19 protein-coding genes, 1 tRNA gene, 1 rRNA gene and 1 other annotated feature are annotated in these 26329 nt (G+C 46.8%); of the genes, 1 reads left to right on the top strand and 20 read right to left on the bottom strand.

Annotation, left to right across the window (positions count from 1 at the left end; translation table 11 throughout):
- Positions 1–94: 94 nt before the first annotated feature.
- From sigH to mutY, 8 genes are all read right to left on the bottom strand, one after another.
- Complete coding sequence (sigH, locus tag DW743_RS00600) at positions 95–700, bottom strand: RNA polymerase sporulation sigma factor SigH (RefSeq protein WP_226906387.1); 606 nt, start codon at positions 698–700, stop codon at positions 95–97.
- A gap of 39 nt (positions 701–739) precedes the next feature.
- Positions 740–1462: a 23S rRNA (guanosine(2251)-2'-O)-methyltransferase RlmB gene (gene rlmB / locus DW743_RS00595; protein WP_055221331.1), complete on the bottom strand. Its 723-nt coding sequence runs from the start codon at positions 1460–1462 to the stop codon at positions 740–742.
- Between the two features lie 243 nt (positions 1463–1705).
- Complete coding sequence (locus tag DW743_RS00590; protein WP_055221333.1) at positions 1706–2065, bottom strand: Mini-ribonuclease 3; 360 nt, start codon at positions 2063–2065, stop codon at positions 1706–1708.
- A 107-nt stretch (positions 2066–2172) separates the two neighbouring features.
- Positions 2173–2856 (bottom strand): serine O-acetyltransferase EpsC, encoded by a 684-nt coding sequence (gene epsC, locus DW743_RS00585; protein WP_055227154.1) that lies wholly within the window; start codon positions 2854–2856, stop codon positions 2173–2175.
- A 102-nt stretch (positions 2857–2958) separates the two neighbouring features.
- Positions 2959–3193, bottom strand: a binding site (T-box leader).
- Between the two features lie 42 nt (positions 3194–3235).
- On the bottom strand, positions 3236–5863 hold the full coding sequence (locus DW743_RS00575) for a cation-translocating P-type ATPase (RefSeq protein ID WP_117760604.1): 2628 nt from the start codon (positions 5861–5863) through the stop codon (positions 3236–3238).
- Between the two features lie 262 nt (positions 5864–6125).
- Positions 6126–6674, bottom strand: a complete 549-nt coding sequence (gene ispF, locus DW743_RS00570) for a 2-C-methyl-D-erythritol 2,4-cyclodiphosphate synthase (RefSeq protein WP_022463066.1) — start codon at positions 6672–6674, stop codon at positions 6126–6128.
- A 26-nt stretch (positions 6675–6700) separates the two neighbouring features.
- On the bottom strand, positions 6701–7717 hold the full coding sequence (locus DW743_RS00565) for a glycosyltransferase family 2 protein (RefSeq protein ID WP_117760568.1): 1017 nt from the start codon (positions 7715–7717) through the stop codon (positions 6701–6703).
- A 37-nt stretch (positions 7718–7754) separates the two neighbouring features.
- A complete protein-coding gene (mutY, locus tag DW743_RS00560; protein WP_055267466.1) occupies positions 7755–8822 on the bottom strand; it encodes an A/G-specific adenine glycosylase in 1068 nt (355 codons plus the stop codon).
- A 148-nt stretch (positions 8823–8970) separates the two neighbouring features.
- On the opposite strand from mutY, the gene DW743_RS00555 reads away from it, so the two are divergent.
- Complete coding sequence (locus DW743_RS00555) at positions 8971–9603, top strand: HAD family hydrolase (RefSeq protein ID WP_226906388.1); 633 nt, start codon at positions 8971–8973, stop codon at positions 9601–9603.
- Between the two features lie 86 nt (positions 9604–9689).
- Here DW743_RS00555 and DW743_RS00550 read toward each other — a convergent pair whose 3' ends face one another.
- The 12 genes from DW743_RS00550 to DW743_RS00495 form a co-directional block, all read right to left on the bottom strand.
- Positions 9690–12194, bottom strand: a complete 2505-nt coding sequence (locus DW743_RS00550; RefSeq protein ID WP_117760569.1) for a L,D-transpeptidase family protein — start codon at positions 12192–12194, stop codon at positions 9690–9692.
- A 358-nt stretch (positions 12195–12552) separates the two neighbouring features.
- A complete protein-coding gene (locus DW743_RS00545) occupies positions 12553–12999 on the bottom strand; it encodes a threonine/serine exporter family protein (protein WP_117760570.1) in 447 nt (148 codons plus the stop codon).
- Positions 13000–13036: 37 nt separating this feature from the next.
- A complete protein-coding gene (locus DW743_RS00540) occupies positions 13037–13798 on the bottom strand; it encodes a threonine/serine exporter family protein (protein ID WP_117760571.1) in 762 nt (253 codons plus the stop codon).
- Positions 13799–14307: 509 nt separating this feature from the next.
- Positions 14308–14907 carry a DUF4230 domain-containing protein gene (locus DW743_RS00535; RefSeq protein WP_117760572.1) on the bottom strand — a complete coding sequence of 200 codons (600 nt, stop codon included), beginning with the start codon at positions 14905–14907 and terminating at the stop codon, positions 14308–14310.
- Between the two features lie 311 nt (positions 14908–15218).
- A complete protein-coding gene (locus DW743_RS00530; protein WP_117760573.1) occupies positions 15219–16016 on the bottom strand; it encodes an MBL fold metallo-hydrolase in 798 nt (265 codons plus the stop codon).
- Between the two features lie 30 nt (positions 16017–16046).
- A complete protein-coding gene (locus DW743_RS00525; protein WP_117760574.1) occupies positions 16047–16931 on the bottom strand; it encodes a carbohydrate ABC transporter permease in 885 nt (294 codons plus the stop codon).
- A gap of 12 nt (positions 16932–16943) precedes the next feature.
- Positions 16944–17864, bottom strand: a complete 921-nt coding sequence (locus tag DW743_RS00520) for an ABC transporter permease (RefSeq protein ID WP_117760575.1) — start codon at positions 17862–17864, stop codon at positions 16944–16946.
- Positions 17865–17943: 79 nt separating this feature from the next.
- The gene (locus tag DW743_RS00515; RefSeq protein ID WP_117760576.1) at positions 17944–19476 is read right to left on the bottom strand and encodes an ABC transporter substrate-binding protein; all 1533 of its coding nucleotides are present in this window, start codon (positions 19474–19476) and stop codon (positions 17944–17946) included.
- 156 nt (positions 19477–19632) lie between these two features.
- A complete protein-coding gene (locus tag DW743_RS00510; RefSeq protein ID WP_117760577.1) occupies positions 19633–20919 on the bottom strand; it encodes a response regulator transcription factor in 1287 nt (428 codons plus the stop codon).
- Complete coding sequence (locus tag DW743_RS00505; protein WP_158565041.1) at positions 20916–22613, bottom strand: sensor histidine kinase; 1698 nt, start codon at positions 22611–22613, stop codon at positions 20916–20918. Before DW743_RS00505 ends, DW743_RS00510 begins: the two co-directional genes overlap by 4 nt.
- Before the next feature lie 203 nt (positions 22614–22816).
- A tRNA-Trp gene (locus tag DW743_RS00500) sits at positions 22817–22887 on the bottom strand.
- Positions 22888–22987: 100 nt separating this feature from the next.
- A 23S ribosomal RNA gene (locus tag DW743_RS00495) occupies positions 22988–25876 on the bottom strand.
- Positions 25877–26329: the final 453 nt, after the last annotated feature.

Here is a 26329-nt window from a genome sequence, read left to right as displayed (position 1 = left end):
CAGTTTTTTCTACAAATTTGAAAATTTTTATTTGTTCACAGATTTTTCTGCACTTTTGACAATTCGCCGTAATTTTTTCGGTCGTTTTCCCATCTCACGAACAGACCTCCCGCACTTTACTGCGGATTCTCTGCAGTGCATTGTCGATTGCCTTCGGCTGCTTTCCAAGTTTTTCTGCAATCTGCGTATAATCGTACCCTTTCAGATACAATTCCAGCACCTGGTACTCAAATTTGCTGAGCCGTTCTTTGATCCGCTCATGCATGCCGATTACGTTTTCCCGGCTGATCATAATCTCCTCCGGTGTCTCCTCGTCCACCAGGCGCAGCTCTTGCTCGGAAACCGGTTCGCTTAACGAGACGAAGCTGTTCAGCGGCTGATGCTTCTGGCGCTGGGACGATGCCACTGCAGAATACATCTGACGGTCGATGCACAGGCCGGCGAAGGTGGCAAACGATGCCTCCTTCCCCGGTTTGTAGTCACGCACTGCCTTAAAAAGTCCGAGCATGCCCTCCTGGATCAGATCCTCGTGATCTCCGCCCACCAGGTACAGCGCCCTCGCCCTGGTCCGCACCAGCGATTTGTATTTGTCGATCAGATAATCGGTAATCTCGCGTTCTCCTGCCCGCAGACGCGCAATCAGCTCCTCATCCGTACAGGTATCGTAATCTTTCACCATCATATCTCTTGTATCCTTCATCTTTCTTCCGCCGGAGCGTAATGTGATTTTCCGCAATTTCTAGCAGCTTCTCTGTCTTACAATCTCATAAGCGAGCACGCCGGCTGCCACGGAAGCGTTCAGAGAGTCGATATCGCCTTTCATCGGAATTGTGGCTGTGAAGTCGCAGTTTTCTCTCACCAGACGGCTGACACCCTCTCCCTCATTTCCGATTACAAGGCCGATCGGTCCTTTGAGGTCGAGATCATACATTCTCTGTCCGTTCATGTCCGCGCAGACAAACCAGATGCCCTTTTCCTTCAGCATTTCCATGGTCTGCACCAGATTCGTCACCTTTGCCACCGGTGTGTAATTTAATGCACCTGCCGACGTTTTGGCAACGGTTGCTGTCAGGCCGACTGCGCGGTGCTTCGGCACGATGACACCATGTGCACCTGCCAGGTTTGCGGTACGGATGATCGCACCGAGATTATGCGGATCCTCAATGCCGTCCAACAGAAGGATAAATGGCGGCTCCCCTTTCTCCTCTGCGCGCGCGAGGATGTCCTCAACGGTTGCATAACTGTAGGAAGCCACCTGTGCAATGACACCCTGATGCTTTCCGGTGGTGGACAGCTCGTCAAGACGTTCTTTTTCTACATAATTGATGATGGTATCGTGTTTTTTCGCCTCACGGATGATCGTGCGGATCGGGCCGTCCTGGCTGCTTGCAAGGACGAACAGCTTGTCCACGGTCTTGCCGGAGCGGAACGCCTCGATGACAGCGTTTCTTCCCTCTACCATGCCGCCTGTAAACTCCTCATCCGCCTGCTGTACTTCCTGTTTTCTGTCTCTGTCACGGTAATCTCGTTTCCCCTTAAAGTCACGTTTTTTTCCGTCTCTTCTCTCAAAGTTTCTCTTGTCGTTTCTGTTGTTTTCTCTCATATCATTCCTGTTCCGCGGTCCCAAAAGCAGTGGGAACTTTTGCTTTTTCAAAAGCCCCACTGCCCTGCCGCTTCTTTTTTATTTTCTGAATCTTATCTGCTCTCACACTTCGCCAAGTCCTGCCCGGATCAGGTCGATCATCCGCTTGTAATCCCCTTTCAGGTACAGATACCCCATCACGGCCTCAAACCCGGTTGCCCGGCGGTAGTCGATCGTGGACGCATTTTTTGCCTTGGTATAGGATTTCGCATTTCTGCCTCTTTTATAAATCTGTTTTTCCTCTTCGGTAAACAGCGGCTCCAGAATTTCAATCATCGCCGACTGTTTCTCCGCCTTTACAAGCCCTGCCGCATGGCGGTGCAGCTTGTTGACCTGCATATTTGCTTTCCGCACCAGAATCGTGCGGATGACGATCTCATACGCAGCATCCCCGATGTAGGCCAGCGTAAGCGGCGAATACATGCGGATGTCATGCTGTTCCAGTCCGAATACCTCCGAAAGATAATCCTTCTCCCCGAAAACCGCCTCTGGAAAAAGCTCCTCGTTTTCTGTCTCTTTGCCCACTTCCGTCACTTCTGTTCTGTCCTTTCTTTTTTCCTCATCTGACGCAGCTCGCCCTCCAGCTCGAGCACACGGTTCGTAAGCTCCGTATTCTCCTGCTGCAGTACTTTGATATCCTCGAAAATCGGGTCCGGCAGATGAATGTGATCCATGCTTTTTCTCGGAATCCGCACATCATTCTGCTTCACAATGTGCCCCGGCACGCCGACGACGGTACAGTTCGGCGGAACCTCCTCGATCACAACCGATCCGGCTCCGATTTTGGAGTTTTCCCCGATCGTAAACGATCCGATGATCTTCGCACCGGCGCTGACCATAACATTGTCCTTCAGCGTCGGATGACGTTTCCCGGTCTCCTTACCATTACCGCCAAGCGTCACGCCCTGATACAGCGTCACGTTGTCTCCGATAATGGCTGTTTCTCCGATAATCACACCAGAACCATGATCAATAAACAATCCCTTTCCGATCGTCGCACCCGGATGGATTTCGATACCGGTTTTTCTCGCTGCCCGCTGTGAAATCCACCTGGCCAGAAAGTAATGGCCTTTCAGATATAGCTTGTGCGCCCGTCTGTACTTCAGCATAACACGAAATGAAGGATACAGCAAGACTTCCATGGGAGAATGTATCGCCGGATCCCGCTCCTGAATCACCTGAAATTCCTCTTTAAAATACGCGAAAAAACTCATCTTTCCTCTCCTTGCCTCCTGCCAGGACTTTTTCAGATTTTTATTTCTTACCACCTTTTTTGCCCGAAGGGCAATATTCAAAAACGGAGCTGTTTCATCTCCGATAAAGACGAAATAGCTCCGTGGTTCCACTTTACTTTAAGGGCATGCATGCCCTCTTCTTTTCTTCTGCATAACGTGCAGGACCCGTGCCGGACTACCCACTTTTTCCGCTTCACCCGGCCAGCTTCCGGACGCACTTCAAAAACCCTCGTTTCAGGCAGCTTCCAGCCCCATTTGTCTGCCATTCTCTGTGAAACAATTCTGATTTTCTACTTTTTCCGTTCCAAGCCTTTTTCTGTTTCCGTTTGTTCTAGTTTATGCAAATTTTTCTCGTTTGTCAAGCAAATTTCCGCCGGATCCACTTGCTGATTTCGACCGCCGGAATGACAAGCAGTCCAAGGCCGATCGCCACATCATATTCCAACGCGCTGATCCGCTCAAAACCGAACGCACTCGACAGTGCCGGGATGTAAATGACGGCGGATGTGAGGACAAATGAGAGTGCCATCGCGCCCCACAGATACTTGTTCTGATGCTTCATATGGAAAATAGAACCTTTCCGTGATCTCATATTGAAGGAATGGAAAATTTCCACCATAGAGAGTGTCAGAAACGCCATCGACATGCCGTCCGGGCTGTTGACGATTTCCCAGCGGCCGGCTTCCAGATAGTGGCCGATGAAGTAGGACGCCAGCGTCAGCACCGTAATCACGATGCCCTGAAACGCAACATCAAAGCCGAGGCCGTCCGCAAAAATACCGTCATCCGCATTTCTCGGCGGGCGTTTCATGATGTCTGCCTCACCGTCCTCCATACCGAGCGCCAGCGCCGGGAAGCAGTCCGTAATCAGGTTGATCCAGAGCAGATGCACCGGATTTAAAATCGTAAAGCCCATCAGCGTCGCGCAGAAAATCGACAGCACCTCGGCAAGGTTCGATGCCAGAAGGAACTGAATTGCCTTACGGATATTATCGTAGATTCGTCTTCCTTCCTCAACCGCTACGATGATCGTCGCAAAGTTGTCGTCCGCGAGCACCATATCTGCCACGTTTTTCGTCACATCCGTTCCCGTGATGCCCATTCCGATGCCGATATCCGCACGCTTGATCGACGGCGCATCGTTGACTCCGTCTCCTGTCATCGCGGTGATTCTGCCTTTCCGCTTCCACGCATCGACAATCCGCACTTTATGCTCCGGCTGAACGCGTGCGTAAACAGCATATTCCTCGATTCTCCGGTCAAGCTCCTCATCGCTTAACTGGTCAATCTCGGCTCCCGTTACCGCTTTCCAGCCCGCCTCCAGAATACCCAGCTCTTTTGCAATAGCAACCGCTGTGTCTTTGTGGTCACCCGTAATCATCACCGGACGGATGCCTGCCCCGCGGCATTCCCGGATCGCATCGACTACTTCCGGCCGCACCGGATCAATCATACCGCAAAGTCCTAAAAAGCAGAGATCCTGCTCCAGAAAGTCCGGCTCCTGGGAGGACGGCATCTGGTTCCACGCTCTTCCTGCTGCCGCCAGCACGCGGAGTGCCTGGTCTGCCATCGCCTTGTTCTGCGACAGGATTTCCTGCCGGAATGCTTCTGTCATCGGCTGTTTTCTGCCGTCACGCCAAACGGAGGTACACCGCTTCAGAATCTCATCCGGTGCGCCTTTTGTGCAGGAAAAATACGTTCCGTCGTTTGCGCGGTGGATCGTTGTCATGCGTTTCCGCATCGAATCAAACGGCGCTTCCCCGACACGCGGATACTGGACGGACAGGCTCTTCTTCGGGCATCCCTCTTTCTGCGCATCGTTGACCAACGCACATTCCGTCGGTTCTCCGACTGCCTCGCCGTTTTCGTCCGGCTCCGCATCGGAGCAGAGTGCCATGACGGATACGAGACGTTTTATATCACTTCCCTCATGTTTTACCACGGTCATCTTATTCTGGGTCAGCGTTCCTGTCTTATCCGAGCAGATCACCTGCGTACAGCCGAGCGTCTCGACAGCCGTCAGTTTCCGGATCACCGCATTCCGCTTTGACATTTTGGTCACACCGATGGAAAGCACGATTGTGACAACTGCTGCAAGTCCTTCCGGAATTGCCGCTACGGCAAGGCTGACGGCTACCATAAAGGTATTTAAGATGTTCTGCGGCGTCACGCCCTCTTTTAAAATGCCGACAACGAAAATCACGGCACAGATGGCGAGCACCATCACGCTTAAGATTTTGCTGAGCTGGTTCAGCCGCTTCTGCAGCGGTGTGCTCTCATCCGCCGACTGCGTCAGAACATGGGCGATTTTTCCCATCTCGGTTTTCATACCCGTTCCGGTGATAACAGCGCGGCCGCGGCCATAGACAACGGTGCTTCCCATATAGACCATGTTTTTCCGGTCCCCGAGCGGAACCTCGCTGGCTGCGCCGGCGTTCAGAACATCCGCTGTTTTATTGACCGGGACAGATTCTCCGGTCAGCGCTGCTTCCTCGATTTTCATGCTGGCGCTCTCTAAAATACGGCCATCCGCCGGAACAGCATCGCCCGCTTCGAGAATTACAATATCACCGGGTACGAGCTCCTCGCTCTTTTTCACTTCCATTTTCCCGCCGCGCATCACCTTCGACGTGGCTGCCGCGATCTCCTGCAGAGCTTCAATCGCTTTCTCTGCCTTGCTCTCCTGCAGAACACCGAGCACCGCATTAATGATGACAACGGCGAGAATAATGACCACATCAGCGTACGATTCGCCTTCATACGCCGATGTGATGCCGGAAATCAGCGCTGCGGCGAGCAGGATCAGGATCATCGGGTCTTTCAGCTCTTCGAAAAACCGCTGCAGATTGCTCTTCTTTTTTCCCGCCGCCAGCCGGTTAGGTCCGTGTTCGGAAAGCCGCCGCGCAGCTTCCGCCTCGGAAAGTCCCTGCTCCGTTGTCTGTAACTCATCAAGAATCTTCGAACTTTTTTCCAGATACTCTTTCATTTCCATCCGTCCTTTCTTCTGAAAACGCTTTTTGCGTTCCTGTGATAAGTTCCCACTGGTACACTGGTCTCTTTCTATATAGAAAAAGACCTATCCGCACCATATTTGTTGATACAGATAAGTCTTGTCATTTCATACAAAGCCAGAAGAAATGCTTTTTCTTCGGTTGTTGGCCTTATAGCGTCACGTATGCCGCCGACTACTCCCTTATTCTTCTTCCAGTCTACCACATCTTCCGGCCTTGTGCAATCGCATTTCTCTTTTATTCTTCTGCGTTCTTTGCGCATCCTGGGCAGCCGCTGCATCCGCCTGCGATCCGGTCGTCCGGCATCAGGTCGAGTGCCTTGGAAATGCAGCAGATCGCCTGTGCGGAAATTCCCTCTTTCTTTCCGGTAAAGCCAAGTCCTTCCTCGGTCGTTGCCTTGATATTGACCTGATCCTCTTCGAGATGAAGCGCCTCCGCCACATTTTTCACCATCGTGTCGATGTATGGCAGGAGCTTCGGCTTTTGTGCAATAACGGTTGCATCGATATTTTCAATCAGATACATCCGCTCCTCGAGCATCTCACCCACTTTTTTCAGCAGTTCGATGCTGTCTGCGCCCTCATACGCCGGATCATTGTCCGGAAAATGGCGTCCGATGTCCCGCAGTGCTGCAGCGCCGAGAAGCGCATCCATAATGGCATGGACCAGCACATCTGCATCGGAATGTCCCAGAAGGCCATATTCATACGGGATTTCCACACCGCCCAGAATCAGTTTCCGGTTTTCCACCAGTTTATGCACATCGTAACCCATTCCTACTCGCATTGTTCGTTCCTCCGCTTCGTTACTTTCTAGTTAAATCCATACAGCTTCTGCGCTACCTTGTAGGCATAGACTGCAATTTTCTGTCCCGGTTTTGATTTGCTGCTCATAACAGTTCCGAAAATGCCGTGGCGGATGCGGAAGTAATCGGCTGCATCCTCCTGTTTCAGGTATCTCCAAAGATCGTTCTTTTTCTCGAGATTTTCTTCCGTTCCAGAGCGCATCATCATCACGGAAGAAACCGTCATAATAATGGTCAGATAGCTGATCATATATTTCCGCAGGTGCTTCGACAGCCCTTTCTGTTCACCAAGGTAATCGATCATCAGCTTGTTGACACGGATCTGCTGGTCAATTCTGCCGATCATGACTTTCTCGTTAACCGACTGGTCGGCTCTCCCGATAAAGTAGCGGTAGAAATTGACATCGAGATAATACATCGTTTTGACGTACGGAAGCGGAATAAACGCAACCAGATTATCCACATAGAAGGTGTGCTCCGGCAGCTTCATGCCGCACTCTCTTAAAAGAGAAGTCCGGTAAATCAGCGAATGCATCAGCAGATAATGTGTTTTGCCGAGAGCTTTCGCCTCATCCCATCCGAAAAAGCGGCCTTCCGGCAGCGATTTCGCATAGCGCATCACACGTTTTCTCTTGGTGCCCTCTTTTTCATACACATAGTTACTGATCAGAAGGTCGAGTGTTTTCGGTCCGCGTACGACTTCTGCCAGAACATTTAAAATCTTCTGGTATGCCTCTGGGTTTACCCAGTCATCACTGTCCACAACCTTAAAGTACAGACCCGTCGCATTTTCCACACCCGTGTTGACTGCTCCGCCGTGGCCCTTGTTTTCCTGATGAATCGCTTTTACAATCGTCGGATATTTTTCCTGATAGCGGTCTGCAATCTCTGTGGTTCCGTCCTTGGAACCATCGTCCACGATCAGAATTTCTACTTCTTCTCCGCCGACCAGCAGCGAATCGATACATTTCTCCATATATGCTTCTGAATTATAGCATGGTACTGCAATTGATAAAATCTTCATCTTTTTTCTCCCTGCTCTTTTTTGCTCTTCTGCCGTTTCAGGCACGTTCCAGATCTGTATATTTTGCGTATTCCGCAAACGCAGACGGAATGGCATATCTTTCAGCCGCGGTTTTCGCATCCGCAAAAATCAATCCGGCTTTTTCTTCCCCTTCCTGCTCCACATCGTTTCCTGCAATTTTAATAGCGTATCCTGTGATATGCCACTCGACATGGGAAAAAATGTGCTTGTACGGCGGCAATGCCTGAATATGAAGCGGCGTCACGCCGAATTTTTCTGCCTCTTCAAGTGCTTCCTGTTCGGAGAGCACGCCATCGAAGTTCGGGAACTCGTAAAGTCCCGCCAGAAGTCCTTTTTTCGGCCGTTTCCGCACTGCTGTGTGCGTACCGTCCAGAAATAACAGAACGGTTCTGTCTTCGATTCTGCGCGGCTTTGCGCTCTTTTTAAACGGATATTCCGTCCAGGTCTGATGCTGTCCCGCCAGACACTGGTCAAAAAGCGGACAGACTTCACATTTTGGTGCGCCGTTCGGCAGACAGACCATTGCGCCGAGATCCATCATCGCCTGGTTGAAGGCTCCCGGATCTTCTGCCGGCATGATTTCGGTCAATTCCGCTTCCACGCGGTTTTTCACGGACTGCTTTAAAATGTCCTCACCGTCCTCCCGGAGGCGTGCCATCACACGAAGCACATTTCCGTCCACCGCCGGCACCGGAATGCAAAACGCGATCGATGCAACGGCTCCCGCTGTGTAATTTCCAATTCCCGGAAGTCCTTTTAAGGCTTCGTAATCTGCCGGAAATACACCGTCATACACTTCCATAATTTTCTGTGCGGCCTTCTGCATATTCCGCACACGGTTATAGTAACCAAGGCCTTCCCAGAGCTTCAAAAGCTTTTCCTCGGGACAGACCGCAAGTGCTGCGACATTGGGCAGTTCACGCATAAACCGCTCATAAAACGGCTTGACCGCCTCCACCCTCGTCTGCTGGAGCATAATCTCGGAAACCCAGATTTCATACGGGTTCTTTTTTTCTCTCCACGGCAGCACTCTTTTATTTTCGCCATACCATTTCAATAATGGCTTTGTGATTGTGTCCTGCATAGTAATCTCCTGTTAATATATCATTCTTATTTTGCCACATTTTCCTCCAAAATGCAAAATAAACATTGCGCTCTCACGTGTTTTTGATTAAAATTAATAAATACTTTAAAAGAATAACCAAAACCCTTAAGATATGGAGGAAAAACTCTTGATCGACAGTATTATTTTTGATGTGGACGGCACCCTGTGGGACTCCACAGACGTTGTTGCCGACGCATGGAATCAGATTATGGAAAAAGAAACTGATATGACACCAAACCTCACCGGAACCGTGTTAAAAGGCCTGTTCGGCCGCCTGCTCCCGGATATCGCCGCCGTCATTTTCCACGAATATCCAAAGGAGCGCCAGTTAGAACTGATCGAGGCATGCTGTGCCAAAGAGCATGAGGCACTTCTTGCGACACCGGCTCCTGTTTATCCGGGACTTGTCGATGCACTTTCTATTCTTTCCAGACATTACCCGCTTTATATCGTAAGCAACTGCCAGGCGGGCTATATCGAAGTTTTTCTGGAAGCCACAGGCCTCGGTCACTATTTCAAAGGCCATCTCTGTCCTGGCGATACCGGAAAGGCAAAGGCAGACAACATCCGTACAATCATCGAACAGAACCATCTGCAGCACGCGGTCTATGTCGGCGATACCGACGGCGACTACAAGGCGACACGCGAGGCCGGAATCCCGTTTGTCCATGCCGCATACGGTTTTGGTCAGACCGAAAACCCGGACTACACCATCACTTCCCCGATGGATCTTGTCACACTGTTCGTACCGGAAAATTAATTTTTAACAGTTTCTTTCTCATAAAAAATACGCATTCCTGTTTTGATAACGGAATGCGTATTTTTTATGTTCTATTTCTTCTTTTCTCAGCTCTCGCCCTTACCTGGGTAATCATCGTCACCCGTATGGTCTCCCTGATCCGGTGCGCTCGGCTCCTGGGTCGGTTCCGGTGTGGACGGGGTCTCCGTCGGTGCTACGGTCGGCTCCGGCGTAGACGGGATCTCGGTCGGTGCTGTGGTCGGTTCCGGCGTAGACGGGGTCGATGGAGTTGATGGGGTTGATGGAGTTGATGGGGTTGACGGAGTTGACGGCGTGTAATCATCGTACGTGTAGGATGGCGTTCTCGTCGGCGTTACTGTCGTGGTATTCGTCGTATCATCGACATTTTCGTCATCTGCTTCCGGTGCCTGTGTCACAGTAAGCGTGTCTTCACTTACCTCATAAGCTTCGGAATAATAAATGATAACCGGTGTTCCGTCATCGACATTGTCATATAATGCCTGTGCCACTGCAGTCGGAAGTGCAACAGATCCTGTCGTCGATCCTGCAGTCAGATACAGGTTTCCGCCGAAACTACTTCTCCAGGAAGCATCGTAGAAACCAATCTCTCCGTTGAACGGAATCCAGGAATCCACATCTCTTTCCCAGGAATAGCTGCCGTCTGCCTGAAGCTCTCCGTGCAGTTTTTTCTGGCTTTCTTTTGCTGCGGTTGTGTAGATACCCGGCTTCGTGTAGCTGCTCTGCTCCATCAGACCGGTTACACAGTCACCGTCGACAACCAGATTTCCATCTTTGTAGAGCCAGATATGCTGACGGCTGGCATCAACCTCAACATACGTCTTGCCGAATCCGTTGTTCTCTGTGGAAGCAGCAAACTCTCTCTGCGCATACTGCGGCTCTCTTGCGTCTGCTGCGTGAGCATCTACTTCTTCTGCGATCTTTGCTATCTCCTGCTCCTGATCCACTTTCCATCCGTAGCCTTCCTGGCTGATGGTCACGCCGCCTTCGATACCGGTTGCCGGGAAGGTGTGATCCTTGCCATCGGTATCAATCGCTGCCGCAAGATTTGCCACATATTCTTTTACTCTTTCATTCCACTGGTTTTCATCTTTGGAATAATTTCCATCCGCATCGACTGCCAGCCAGTCTTTCATGGTATTTCCGTCAAGAATCTGTGTTGTTCCATCCGGCATACTGTATGTGATGCTTGCGCGTACCAGTTCATTTAACTGATCCTTCTGTGCATTCAGTGTTTCGTCATCTGCTGTTACCAAGGTTCCGTCGTAAACGCCTGCTTTTTCAAGATCCACTTCGGTATCCGCATTGATCAGCGCGTTTTCGATGCACTGTTTTGCAAGGGTAAGATCCATTCCCTCACCCATAACAGCATCCACAATCTCAAACTCATTGTTCTGGAAGGTGATGTAGGCGCTGGCCGGTGCATTCTCACCGTCTGCGGACTGGAATTCGTCAAATCCATCAATCACCGCATCCAGTTTTTCCTGACTGTACTGCATGGTGACCTGGGAATCTTTCTCTTTTCCGCCATTTCCCAGGAACCAGAGGAAACTGTTCTGTTTCTTTAACACGCTCTCCACGCTGCCGTCTCCGGCGTAGGTGTAGTCGATGTCTTTTCCGCTGACACTCTTCGTATCATTGTCTTTGAATTTTACATTTAAGGTATAGTTTGCAGCCTGCTCTTTGATTTTCGTTTCTGCCTCTTTGGCCGTCATATCCGAGCAGTCTACTCCGTTGATGGTTGTTCCGTTGAAAAAATAATTCTGGTAATGGAACATTTTGCTTCCATAGAAAAAGCCTCCCACAGCAATAACAGCAACGGCTGCAACGGCGATAACCGCACCGCCTTTTCCCTTTTTCTTCTGCGGTTTTGCGCCATGCGGAATGTACTCTTCGTCGTCATCCTCATAATCGTCGTAGTCATCATCCTCATCGTCTATTTCCGGCATTGGGATATGGCCTACCGTGTCGCTGACGAGGCGCTCCATTGCGGCTTCCACCTGATCACCAAGCACTTCTTTCTCCGAACCCTTGGTCTCTGTCTTCTCTTCTCCCAGCAGATCATCCTCATCTGCGAATGGATCGTTGATGATCAGATCATCATCCACCATCACTTCTTCCGGTTCCGATTCTGTTTTTGTCTCCGCCGGATCATCATCAAAATCAACGAGACCTTCCAGTTTTTCGGTTGTCTGGCTTACACGTGAGACTTTCTTCGGTGTCTCAGCCGGCGTCTCTTCGATTTCTTCTTCCTCTTCTGTAAATTCCGGAATCTCGATGTCCTGCGTCACAGGCTCCACTTTGGTCTGCTTCATTTTCTGCTTCGCTTCTTCGTCTTTTGCACGCTCAGTTGCCTCAAGGACACTTCGCAGATTACTTAAATTTGCAGTCTCATCCGGGATGTGATCTTCGCTTTTTGTTTCTTTGCTTTCAAATTCAATGGAGTCTTCGATGTCTGCCAGTTCTTCCTGGAATGTTTCACCGCTCTCCTTTTCCGCCAGGTCACGGTCAATCTCTTTTTGCAGGGCAGCCCAAAGTTTACCGTCCTTTAAATCATCATCTTCAAACTTCATATTTTTTGCTCCTCATAGTTCTGTGTCTGCACTTTACTTACTTCTCTTCTTTTTTCCTTGTTTCAACTCACAGTCGGTATTTTCACGGAGTCTGACATATCGAAAATAGTTCGACTGTGACTTACCTCATGTCAGTGGAGGATACCGATTTCTCTCCGCCCGCCACTACCGTTATGTTTCTTTTAACAATTCATCCCACCGCTTTAGAAGCGGGGGACTTCTTGTCTACTGATGTTAAAAATGCCCCTATAGATTTCTTCTTTTGTCCAAGGGCACATACACTGTTAAGTATATCATAAAATTCGACAAAAAAAAGCAAAAAATTTGGTTTTGGCAAATTTCTCACTTTTTTCGTAAATCACCTATGGAATTCGTAAAAAAATACCTTCTGCAGCGCTTCTCCGAGGAAAATTCCAAGGGCAATTGCGCCTGCCGCGGTCGCTGTCTCTAAAAGATACGTTCCAACCATGTTTTCCGGCCCCATAACGATCGAGTAGACGATGCGGTACATACCGGCTCCCGGCACCATCGGGAGAATGCCCGGGATCACGAAAAGGATCACCGGCGCTTTGAAATGACGCGCCATTGCCTGGGAAACCAGGGCGACGGCAACGGCGGCAAGAAAATTTTTCATTAAAATGCCATCGTTCAGCACTTCCACAATCAGATAGACCGCCCAGCCGATCATACCGACACCGGCAGTGTAACATTCAAGCTTTTTCGGTGCATTCAACAGTCTTGAAAAACCCCAGATTGCGACCCAGGCTCCCAGAGATTTCAGTATAATTTCACCTGCTATACTCATCTTGTCTTAGACCTCTTTTTTTTCTGTATGTGTCCTCTCACCGTACCAGCGGCCGAAGCAGCAACATGCCGAGTCCTACTCCGATCGCAATTGCAGCAGCCGTTACAAATGCCTCGAGCATCCGCGCCGCACCGGAAATATAGTCTCCATGCAGCGTGTCATATACCGCATTTGTAATTGCAACGCCAGGGACAAGGGGCATGACGGATGCGATAATAACAACGTTTAGATTCAAAGTTCCCGGGAAATAATGAATACAAAGGATTGCAGTAACTGCAAGGAAAAATGCTCCAATGCAATTCACCAAAAATGACTGCACCCCTGCTCTTTTTCCTCCATACACACCGACACCGGACATGAATCCGGCAATCGCAGATGCCAGAATTTCATAAAAACCGGCTCCGAACATGATGGCAAAGCCCGCAGTCGTCGCTATCATCGCAAGTAAATTTTTTTTAATTTCCGGTTTGGCACGGTAGATATCACGCACCCGGTGGAACAGCGTATCCAGATCGATCGTACCTTCACAGAAATCACGTGAGAGCTGGTTTACCGCATGAATCCGGTTGAGATCGGTTGCACGACTTTCCACACTGCGCATGACGGTCATGGAATCCATCGACGGGTCATCCAATGTTACCATAAAACCGGTCGTCAGTGCCAGCACATCCGCCGTTTTCAGGCCGGACATACGCAGCATACGCAGCATAGTATCCTCCACGCGCCACGTCTCTGCCCCGCTCTCCAGCAGGATTTCTCCTGCCATGACTGCAGTATCCAGCAGCAGTTTATAGTCCATAATTTCTATCCTCACAAAAGTAACGTAACTTCTATTTCAAACATATGAAACGATTGTAGCATAAAAAAGTATGGTCTTTCAAGCAAATTCTATGCAAATTTCAGCAGTTCCCTGCTGATCTCATGTTCCCTGTTTTCTTCACAAAATAACGGACAAAATTCATCTCCACTTTAGATGCCGGAGTATTCTTGCCAAAAGAGGATAAAATGCTTTCCGCTGCTCATTCACATAATTTTTCAATTTTTCTTCAAAATCTATTCACACTTTTCTCACATATGACAACTATACTGAATGTATCAAAACAAAGGGACAACAAATCATCTTCCTCTATCTTTCCTTCGTTGTCCCAACTTAAAAATTTTTCCAATTCAGATAGATTTTCTTTTTCATAATGCCGGTATTTCTGCCATAAGAAATACCGGCCCTCCTTTTTTACAGAATACGCGCCCGGAGCTCTTATGAACTTTCCGAACGCACATTTTTAGAAGTGCCGGTATCCTCTTTATGTACTATTTTTCAAATTTTATAACCAGGGTTTTGTCCCCGATCGTCTCAGACAGCATTCCGGTAATCAGCGTTTTCGCCTGCTCCCTGGCCATCGTTTCCAGATCTTCCATCTCCTGCGTCTGCTGCTCCACATCCTCTTTTGCACTCGCAATGGCATCCAGAGCATCTTCTTTCCGCTCCCAGTTCAGAAGTGCTGCCTTCTCATCGTAATACTGGATCGAATCATCATCAATCGAGATATCCAGGATTTCCACTGCCGGAAGTGTCACAATCACCTCCGTATCCGTAACCTCTGTCTTCGCTTGGGAAAGATCTACTCCCGCATGGACTTCTGCGCGGTACGTCATATTAAATGCCTTCTGTGTCAGAAGCGGAATTGTTCCATCGGAATAATGAATCAGCCCATTGTAAATCATCTTTGCCGACGTCAGCTCCCCTGCCGCCTCCAGTTTGCTGTCAATAAACGTTCCCGTAATCTCCGGCTGCCTCTCACGCCGCAGGGACTGCGTCAGATAAACCACCATTCCGGCAAGAATTATCACAATCAAAAGATATACCACTGCCTTTATGGTCCCACGACCTTCTTTTTTTCCTTTACTCATTTGGAAAGTCTCCTTCCTTTTTCTTCTGTTCCCTTTGACGAAAAATAACTTCTATTTTGTATTGGAAAATAGTTTTCAAACACTCTCCCGCGCTTATTATACCGTATCATTCACGCAAAAAACAGCTTTGTTTTACAGATAATTCTTAAAAATCTGTAAAACAGAGTTGTCTTCTTTTCATAGATGTATATATTTGTAAAAATCCCCAAAAGAAAGACACCTCGCTTTCGTTTGTGCTGCATTCTGAATGTAATGAAACAAGTCCTTACAACATTTGCGAAAAAAGGTGTCTTTTGCAGATCCGTATGCTATTATTCTTCGATTCTTTGCTTATTATAACAAATATGGGTATCGGTTCCATTGTCAGCAAAATAGTGTTTTTCGCCCATAAAATCAAAGTAACCGTCCTTAATATTTCCTTTTCGGATATCCTCACAGGTTTTCAGCACATCCTCAATGGTGCTGATCTTTCCTGTTCCATCTCCGTGGGACATCAAAATCTTGTCATAAGTTCCCTCGATCTTTTTCTGAAATTCTCTTAAGTTCTTTTCATAGGTGGCAAGTCCCGTAGAAAATTCTTCAAACAGGAAAAGGAAAGGATTGCATGCATCTCCCAGAAGAAGCGTACGCTCTTCCGGAATCAGCATGACCACACTGCCCTGTGTATGTCCAGGAAGCTCATAAATTACAATCTGAACGTCTCCCAGTTCAAAACGGTCTCCTTCTTTCAAATCTCGAAAACGCTCAAACGGTGCTGCCGGAATCATATCCTTTTCCGTAATTGCATTACCTTCTGCATTCATACCTGCAAGTCCTTCCAGACGAAACTCTTTCTTTGCGTGTTCACGATAAACAGCTTCATCCTTATGATTCAGGTAGATTTCTTCAAACTCTCCGGCTCCCATTGCATGATCTACATGGCCATGCGTCATGAGCACTTTCACCGGTTTGTCCGTCAACTGATCGACGCACTGTTTCAGACTAAAATAACCGCTTCCGGTGTCAATCAGCACTGCATCTTTTTCCCCCTCTACCAGGTACATCATCTCTGTACAGAAGCCATAGATTCTGGTGATATGCTCCGATATTCTTTCTGTTTTAAATTTCATTGTAAAAACCCCCTTTTCGTTTTCTACAGTTTAACCCTTTACGCCGCCTACGACAATTCCTTTTACGAAATATTTCTGGAAAAACGGATAAATAACCAGAACCGGAATAACACCAACAACGGCAATTGCCATACGGATACCTGTGCTTGGCATGGCTGCAACCGCGGATGCTACACTACCCATGGTAGAACTCTGCAGGAATGTGATACTGGTAATGATGTTGTTCAAAATTGCCTGTAAGGTATACAGACTGTCATCTGTAATATAGTATAAACTATTCATCCAGTCATTCCAGTATCCAAGACCAACCATCAGGGCTAATGTTGCCAGCATCGGTTTCGAAAGTGGAAGTACAATGCGGAACAGAATGCGGAACTCACCGGCTCCATCAATTCTTGCCGCCTCAATCAGGGAATCCGGAATATTACTTACAAAGAATGATCGCATCATGATGATGTAAAATGCATTCATCAGCAGGCTCGGTATAATCAATGCCCAGATCGTATTTTTAATATGAAAAATCTGTGTATACATCATATACGTTGGTACCAGTCCACCATTAAACAGCATGGTAAAGAATACCAGGAAAGAAAACAGATTCCGGTGTGGAAGTTCTTTTCTTGAAATCGGGTATGCAAACATAACCGTCATCAGAATAGAGCAGGCCGTTCCGACGATCGTAACAAGAACAGAAAGACCAAGACCACGGATAATTTTTCCGCCGCTCTGGAACAGATATTCATATGCATAGAAACTGACTTTTTTCGGGAAGAAACTATATCCATACTGCAAAAGAGTTGACTCTTCGGTAATGGAAGAAGAAATCAGCAGAAGAAACGGCGCTGCTGCAATGATACAAAGCAGGATAAAAATAGTATGTAAAACTACCTGCTCTACTTTATTATTCGATACCATATTTTTGCCTCCTTAGAACAGTGCGCTGTCCTTGTCTATTTTTCGTACAATCTGGTTTACTGTCATAATCAGGATAAAGCCAAGTACCGACTGTAAAAATCCTGCTGCCGAAGATCGTCCGATATCATTCAGCTGTGTCAGTCCTTTATAAACATAAACATCAATTGTATCCGTTACTTCGGAAATCAGTCCGGAATGCATCGGCACCTGATAGAACAGACCAAAATCGGAGAAGAACATTCTTCCGATCTGTAACAGAACCATCGTAATAATGGTAGTCTTCAGACCCGGTAATGTTACGTTCCAGATCTGACTCCATCTTCCTGCTCCATCGGTGGATGCTGCCTCATACAGAGAGGAATCAATTCCAATAACGGTTGCATAGTAAAGAATACTGGTATATCCAAAGCCTTTCCACAGGTTTACAATTGTCAAAATATAGGGCCAGTACTTTGATTCCGTATACCAGTTAATGGTATGACCGCCCAAATGCACCAGAAGATTATTAAGAAAACCGGATTCTGTACTTAAGAATCCATACACAATATAGGAAACAATAACCATGGATACCAGATATGGTACCAGGATCACGGTCTGATAAATTTTTTTGCTCAGCTTTCCACGAAGGAAATTCAGCATAATCGCAACGGCAACAGCAACTACCGTTCCAAGGAAAATAAATACAAGATTGTACAAAATTGTATTTCGTATCATGTTAAATGCATCTTTCGTTTTAAACAGATACGTAAAGTTGCTGAATCCGCACCAGTCACTAGCCAGAATTCCTTTGCTGAAATCATATCGTTTAAATGCAATCACAAGACCTGCCATCGGCATGTAATTGTTGATCAGCAGATAAATGAGTCCCGGCAGAAGCATGATATACAATGCTATAATTTTTCTCGATACTTTTTTCCGTTTACGCGCAGGCATAAGATCCTCCCTTTGGAAAAGAGAGACATCCTGTGCCTCTCTTTTGCCCTTTTATTTGGTGTGATAAGATTTTTTAGTCCTATTTGTTTTCTGCATGCCATGCATCAAACTGTTTCTGTTTTGCCTCGATAACTTTGTCCATTCCTGCTGCCTTCAGCTCTTCGGTTGCTTTTGCCAGATACTCATCCGGATCTACGGCACCGAGCATCAATGCGGAATAATATTTATCCATAACATTGCAGCATGCACTGTACTCATCGGTTACTTCTGTCGTATCGAAGCAGAAACCATAAGCCGGGGTCTGCTGTACGGACTCGTTAAATTTCTTCAAGCTCTCTGTTAATCCGTTTGTCGGCTGTTCCGGAGTAAGAGAAGAGTTTGGATACAGCCACCACTGCTGCATTGCACCATAGCCATTGTTCGTATAATCTTTTCCATCCGGATATACGGCATTGCCATCTGCATCTACTACGTAGTTACGATCTTTAATACCATCTGTCAGTAACGTTACAACGTCTGCATCGGAGTAAAGAACTTCCAGCATTTTCCAGGATGCGTCCTTATTTTTACTGTTTGCACTGATGCCCCAGCACATACCGGAAATGGTCGTCGTGTCTGCTTTTGCAGGGGTGAGCGGAACTCTTACAAGATCTTCTTTAATATAGTCAGTTTCATCAAAATAAGCACCGTTATTAAAGCATGTCACTGCTTTTTTATTTAAAATCATGCTGTCGCCTGTCTCTGTGTTGCTCAGGCAATCCGGCATCATATAGCCATTGGTATACCAGCTGTGGGTATGTTTTGTAAGATCAATAAAGTCCTCAGTTTCTAACAGATTCTTAATGGTAGTATCACCACCAGCCTCCATAACACCGATCATCTTGATGTCGCCAAGACCATCCCAGGTCCATCCACCATTTGACATGGTTGTGTTTCCCTGTGGAACAATCGCGTACCGGTCCGGATATGCTTCATGGATTTTTCCAAGCAGTTCATCTACCTGATCCAGGGACATCTGCTCGCCGCCTTTTACTCCCATTTCATCGGCAATTGCACGGTCAATATCGAGTACAATAACATCTCCATGATTTCGGTAATTCGGAAGTGCATAGATATGACCATTTACGCTGGTACATTTTAAGTCTTTATCTGTAAATACTTCTGCTGCTGCCGTTTTGAATTCTTCACTTGCATTATTATAATAGTCATCCATATTGGCAAGCTGTCCGTTCTTTACATAGGTCAGAAGCGGTGTTCCGTAAATCATAATCAGATCTGCCTCATCGCCTGTCAGAAGCATGTTGGACTGGTTTGTCCAGTTTCCGAACTCTACAAAAGTAAGTTTAATTTTTACACCATACTTTTCTGCCGTGATTTCATTAATCGCATCTTCTACCATCTGAAGATCTGTCGTATCATAGATGTTTGGCACACACATGTTGACAACCGGTACATCGGTTGTTCCTTTGTCTGAAGATGCTGCTGTCTCGCTACTTCCGCTCTTTGAAGATGTATCCTGTGCCGCATTACTGCTTCCGCAGCCTGCCAGCAAGGACATCACCATCATGGCAGCTGCCATACCGCTCAAAAATCTTTTGGAACCCTTTTTCATTTTGGAAACCTCCTTTGTTTCTCTCGTTTTGATGTTCTTATTGTATCTTTTCTCTCTTTTTCTCTCCACCAAAAAAGTGCCGTCCTTTGTCACTTTCGTGACATGGCACCGCACTTTTTTTCATTTTCTTATTCTTTTTATGATTTATTGTTCTTTTCATGACTTTTCTTTTTTATTTTTACAGTGTAAACGATATTCCTGTGGAGTATAATCAGTCACTTTTTTGAAAGTCCGTGAAAAATGGGAAAAGTTGTCAAATCCAACCTTAGATGCAATGACGCCGACAGAAAAATTTGTATTTTTCAAAAGTGTACCTGCCATTTTCATTTTTTCAATCAACACATAATCCTTGAATGTCATTCCTGTTTCTGCTTTAAATAATTTGGAAAAGTACTCTTCATTCAGAAATACCATCCCAGCTGCATCCGCGCGTGAAATATTCTCATATACATGCGATTTCACATACTGCATCACCGTTTCAATTCGCTCATCTTTTTTTCCTGTATCTTCTGCCGCACTTTCTTCTTCCCAGTGAATCCCATCCAGTTTTCCTTCTATGTTATCCGGCAATTCCTGCAGGCCTTTCATTAATTCTTTTGGCAGTCTTCCATCCCGTACACCTTTTCCACAGCCTGTATAAATCGCTGCTTCTGTTGCCATCTGCTTCTGCATAAAATGGTAAAACCGTTCGATCACCTGTTTCCACTTTTCATTATCAAGTATCTGTTGATCATCTACTGCCATTGCAAAAAAACTTTTTTGACTTTCTTCTGCAATAAAGACCTGTACTTTATTATCCAGCAGCTCCTCCAGAACATTTCTCGTAACAAAAAGTTTCAATTCTGTATTCCACTTGTCAATTTTTGAATTTTGTTTTCGATAATAACATCTTATCACATACAAAACTGTCTGATTTCCGTTGAATTTCTGTAATTGCAGCAGTTGTCCAAATGCCTTATCCGCTTCTTCATACTCTTTCTGCCCGATCCGGTACAAAAGTGCCGACAGAAAAATATCCCGATTCTGCCGCAATTCTGTTTGCGTTTTTTGCATCCACTGTACATTCTTTTCTTTTTTTACATGTTCACAGGCTTTTTTTACTACTTTTTCTATCTCTGCATATTTCGCCGGCTGCAAAACATAGTCAAATCCACCAAGCTGAATCGCTTTTTTGGCATATGCAAATTCTGCATGTGCCGTCAGAAAAATGCAGCAGACATCAATCTGCTGCTCCTTCGCCCACTGCAGCAGTGAAAGACCATCTTCCCCTGGCATTTCAATATCACACAGCATAATATCAACCGGAAAATTCACCAAAATCAGTTTTGCTTCTGCAGCACTGCAGGCAATATATGTTTCATCAATTCCAACTTTCTCCCAATTGATTCCTTTCTGGATACTTTCTACAATTGCCCGCTGATCGTCCACCAATAAAATTTTCATACCGTATCTCCTGTATCCTTGCGTCCGAAGGGCAAAATCAGTTCACTGACTGCTCCGCCCATATTGTAAAAACTATATTCCGCTTTTTCCCCATACAAAATATCGCAACGTTTTTTCAGATTATTAACTCCAACTCCTTCCGCACGATAAGAACCTCTCGTATTCAGTTCCTCCAGAAGTTCCTCTGGATATCCCTGTCCACTGTCCGATACCATAATGTCGAGTTTTTCTCCCTCTTCCATCTGCAATTTATGCAATGTAATGGTAATCTTCAGTCGGGTCTTTCCCATTTCCATCTTTGCATACTTGATACTGTTCTCTACAAAAGTCTGAACAGCCAGCACCGGAACCAACCACCTTTGCACATCATCAGCCATTTCAATTTTATATGTAATTTCCCGGTCAGAAAGGATCTTCTGTAATTCCAAATAATTTTCTGTAATCTTAATCTCCTGTTCTGCATCCACAACACTTTCTTTCATATAAAGCATCGTGCGAAGGAAATCTGAAATACGAAGAATTAACTCCTGCATCGACGTCATACCTGCGTCTGCTGCCATAGCATTTAATGTTTTCAATCCATTTAAATAAAAATGAGGATTTAGTTGCGTCCGCATCAGCTGCAACTCCGCGTCACGCCGGTTCAGTTTTTCTTCGTATACCTGCATCTTCTGTTCTTTTATTTCCTGTACCATTTTCTGCAATACCCAGTTAATCAGCTGCTGCTCATAATATTGCAGGTGCAGATCCGGAATTTCCTGAATCTTTCCGTTTCGAATTTCTTCCATAACCGTTACAAGCTGATACATGGGATGCAGATAACTTTTTACCATATTTCGATAAATAAAAAACATAACAACAATCGACACCGCAGTAAATATCAGAAGAACCATTTCAGTTACAGACATTTGATGCAAATAAGATTCACTGATCTGGCAAAAATACCAGATATCACAAGCATCTATTTTCTGTCCAAAAAGATACTCTTTTCCGGCATGTTTCCATAAAATTTCTTTCTGTTCCCATTCCATATCCTGCAACGAAAAACTTTTCCGATATAGGTCAAAATTTTTGTCGCTGATTTTAGAATCCCACAAAAGGTTCTCTTCTATCGAAACATTTCTGATCGTATTTGAAAAATAATGATTGATCTGGTTTACTCCGGCTACTACTGCATTGCCTCTTTTATAAAATACAAGCCAGTAACCATTTCCCCCCTCTGTCTGCAAGAAAAATCCATTGTGTGTATCGCTTCCCTCTACATACGACAATAAAATATTTCGAATGCGCTGCCCTTCTTCAAATGGGATACGATTCTTATTTACATTGAAGAGCCACTGAAGATTATTTCCATCTCCATATGCAAGATAATATCCGTCCAGCCACGTACTCATCTCTCGATTCATTTTCATTCTGCTGTTCAAATCATAGGCAGAACTATAATCTCCTTTTTCTGATTCTGGATTCTCGGCCAATATCTGAAACTGCGGATCACTTTCATAAATATTAAACAAGTACTTGGTCATCGTGTCTATATCGGCGACAAGCTTTTCTGTTGAACTCGTTAATGTCAATTCCACAGATCGTATCTGTTCTTCCCTGTCGCGGTTGATAATTACGATATCCATTACCAACAGTAAAACCAGCATTGCCACATATCCGACCAAAGAAAGAACCAGCATCTTCCGATTCATATATTTTGCTCTTTTCTTTTGTCTTCTCATTTTCCCTCCAGAAAAAAGATCGTTTTACAGGTTCAATGAATCATAACTTATGTCTTTCTATATGTTAAAAAGGCAATCAACACATTGTTGATTACCTTTTTGATTACCTTGTTTAATTGGCAAAAACACGCCCGCGTAACTTTACATTTTAAAGGCTTTCCGGGCTTTAAAAACAGGGGATGAGAGAATCGAACTCCCACCAAAGGTTTTGGAGACCCCTATCATACCATTTGACCAATCCCCTACGCTAGATATACCTTCAAAACCGCATACACTTAACACCTATACATCATACCATACTTTCTTTCCGAACACAACCATTTTTTACTGACTTTCTCAGTATTTCAGGTCAAGCCCTCGACCGATTAGTAACAGTCAGCTCCATGCCTTACGGCACTTCCACCTCTGCCCTATCTACCTCGTCGTCTTCAAGGGGTCTTACTTCTTTCGAATGGGATATCTCATCTTGAGGGGGGCTTCACGCTTAGATGCCTTCAGCGTTTATCCCTTCCCGACTTGGCTACCCGGCCGTGAACCTGGCGGTTCAACCGGTACACCAGAGGTCAGTCCATCCCGGTCCTCTCGTACTAAGGACAGCTCCTCTCAAATATCCTACGCCCACGCCGGATAGGGACCGAACTGTCTCACGACGTTCTGAACCCAGCTCGCGTACCGCTTTAATGGGCGAACAGCCCAACCCTTGGGACCTACTACAGCCCCAGGATGCGATGAGCCGACATCGAGGTGCCAAACCACTCCGTCGATGTGAACTCTTGGGAGTGATAAGCCTGTTATCCCCAGGGTAGCTTTTATCCGTTGAGCGATGGCATTCCCACTTAATACCACCGGATCACTAAGTCCTACTTTCGTACCTGCTCCACCCGTCGGTGTCGCAGTCAAGCTCCCTTCTGCCTTTGCACTCTTCGAATGGTTTCCGACCATTCTGAGGGAACCTTTGAGCGCCTCCGATACCCTTTCGGAGGCGACCGCCCCAGTCAAACTCCCCGTCTGGCATTGTCCCCCGGCCTGATAAAGGCCGCTGGTTAGAAGCCCAGCAGCACAAGGGTGGTATCCCAACAATGGCTCCCCTGAAACTGGCGTTCCAGGTTCACAGCCTCCCACCTATCCTGTACATGCACTGCCGGACCCCAGTACCAAACTGGAGTAAAGCTCCATGGGGTCTTTCCGTCCTGGCGCGGGTAACCAGCATCTTCACTGGTACTTCAATTTCACCGGATGCATTGTCGAGACAGCGCTCAAATCATTACGCCTTTCGTGCGGGTCGGAACTTACCCGACAAGGAATTTCGCTACCTTAGGACCGTTATAGTTACGGCCGCCGTTTACTGGGGCTTAAATTCAAAGCTTCGCGTTACCGCTAACCTCTCCTCTTAACCTTCCAGCACCGGGCAGGCGTCAGCCCATATACCTCACCTTACGGTTTTGCATAGACCTGTGTTTTTGCTAAACAGTTGCTTGAGCCTATTCTCTGCGGCCAACTCTCGTTGGCACCCCTTCTCCCGAAGTTACGGGGTCATTTTGCCGAGTTCCTTAACAATGCTTCTTCCGCCGGCCTTAGGATTCTCTCCTCATCCACCTGTGTCGGTTTACGGTACGGGTATCTTAAAAACAATAGCGGCTTTTCTTGATTCATGGCTCACACACTTCCCTACTTTAATTCGGTCCGCATCACGCCTTTGGATTGCCACACGGTTTTTCCTATGTGACTCCTCCTTCGCTTGCACGCGGCTTTCCGTTCCGCGCCTGTGCTTTCCACAAATGTCCCCACAGTTCTGTTTTAAGATAGTGCAGGAATCTCAACCTGCTGTCCATCGGATACGCATTTCTGCCTCTCCTTAGGCCCCGACTTACCCAGGGCAGATCAGCTTTACCCTGGAAACCTTGGATATTCGGCCGAGAGGATTCCCACCTCTCTCTCGCTACTCATTCCGGCATTCTCTCTTCCTGGCACTCCACAGCTCCTTCCGGTACTGCTTCATCGCGCCAGCAATGCTCCTCTACCATACCTTGCGGTATCCTGTGCTTCGGTGTCGTGTTTCAGCCCCGGACATTTTCGGCGCAGGACCTCTCGACTAGTGAGCTATTACGCACTCTTTGAATGTGTGGCTGCTTCTGAGCCAACATCCTAGTTGTCTTCGAAATCCCACATCCTTTTCCACTTAACACGTACTTTGGGACCTTAGCAGCAGGTCTGGGCTCTTTCCCTTTTGACTGCCCAACTTATCTCGTGCAGTCTGACTCCCGATGAGCATCTTTACGGCATTCGGAGTTTGATATCCCTTGGTAAGCTTTGACGCCCCCTTAGAAATTCAGTGCTCTACCTCCGTAAGACTCCATCGAGGCTAGCCCTAAAGCTATTTCGAGGAGAACCAGCTATCTCCGGGTTCGATTGGAATTTCTCCCCTACCCACACCTCATCGCCACCCTTTTCAACGGATGTGCGTTCGGCCCTCCACTACCTCTTACGGCAGCTTCAGCCTGGACATGGGTAGATCACCCGGTTTCGGGTCTACTCTTACTGACTTCACGCCCTCTTAAGACTTGGTTTCCCTTCGGCTCCGTACCTATAGTACTTAACCTTGCCAGTAAACGTAACTCGCCGGACCGTTCTACAAAAAGTACGCGGTTGTGCACATAAGGCACTTCCACAGCTTGTAAACACAGGGTTTCAGGTTCTCTTTCACTCCCCTCCCGGGGTCCTTTTCACCTTTCCTTCACAGTACTATGCGCTATCGGTCACTGAGGAGTATTTAGCCTTGGAGGGTGGTCCCTCCTGCTTCCCACAAGGTTTCCCGTGTCTCGTGGTACTCTGGATCCTGCCAGCCTCTCATCAATTTCGCCTACGGGATTTTCACCCTCTCTGATCAGATTTCCCAAAACTGTTCGGCTATTGATTCGAGTACCTTATGCAGTCCACAACCCCGCGGTGCACGCACCACGGTTTGGGCTCTTTCCATTTCGCTCGCCGCTACTTTGGAAATCGAGGTTTCTTTCTTCTCCTCGGGGTACTTAGATGTTTCAGTTCCCCCGGTTCCCTTCCATACGTTATGGATTGGCGTATGGATACTTGAGGTTTGCTCAAGTGGGTTTCCCCATTCGGATATCTCCGGATCAATGGATATTTGCTCCTCCCCGAAGCTTTTCGCAGCTTATCACGTCCTTCATCGGCTCTCAGTGCCAAGGCATCCACCCTGCGCTCTTAATGCTTGACCTGTATTCTTGGTCCGCTGCCATCATAGCGTTGATGACAGGCTTTTGTGTTCTCTGCTTTAAAAGCAATTGATTCAATAATCTTTCGATTATCTCTGGTTTGATAACATCACATGCTCTCACACATGATGCCTCGGATGTCTTTTCCTATCTCTAACGTTTTAACGTTTTCAATATAGATTGTATATGCGGTTTTCAAGGTACATCTTGCTGACTGATTTGTTTCATCAGTCATTAGAACTTAAAAGATCTTTTTGATGCTTTCTGTGAAACACAATTCTTTTAAACTCTAATCACTGGTAAAACCAGCTCTCATCAGCACTTCCCTGCTGTTATGGGTTACTGCGCTTCTGTGGGCAGCCGTTTTATTTCATAGACATTTTCCCCTGTCTTTTTATTAGGGAGCTGGCAGCCACCTGCTCTCCCACACCGTCTCCAGTGCAGTACCATCGGCCG

It is taken from the genome of Blautia sp. AM28-27 (assembly GCF_003480905.1).
Taxonomy (GTDB): domain Bacteria; phylum Bacillota; class Clostridia; order Lachnospirales; family Lachnospiraceae; genus Fusicatenibacter; species Fusicatenibacter saccharivorans.
The sequence above is the reverse complement of the archived record's forward strand: the minus strand, read 5'-3'. Positions and strand labels throughout refer to the sequence as shown.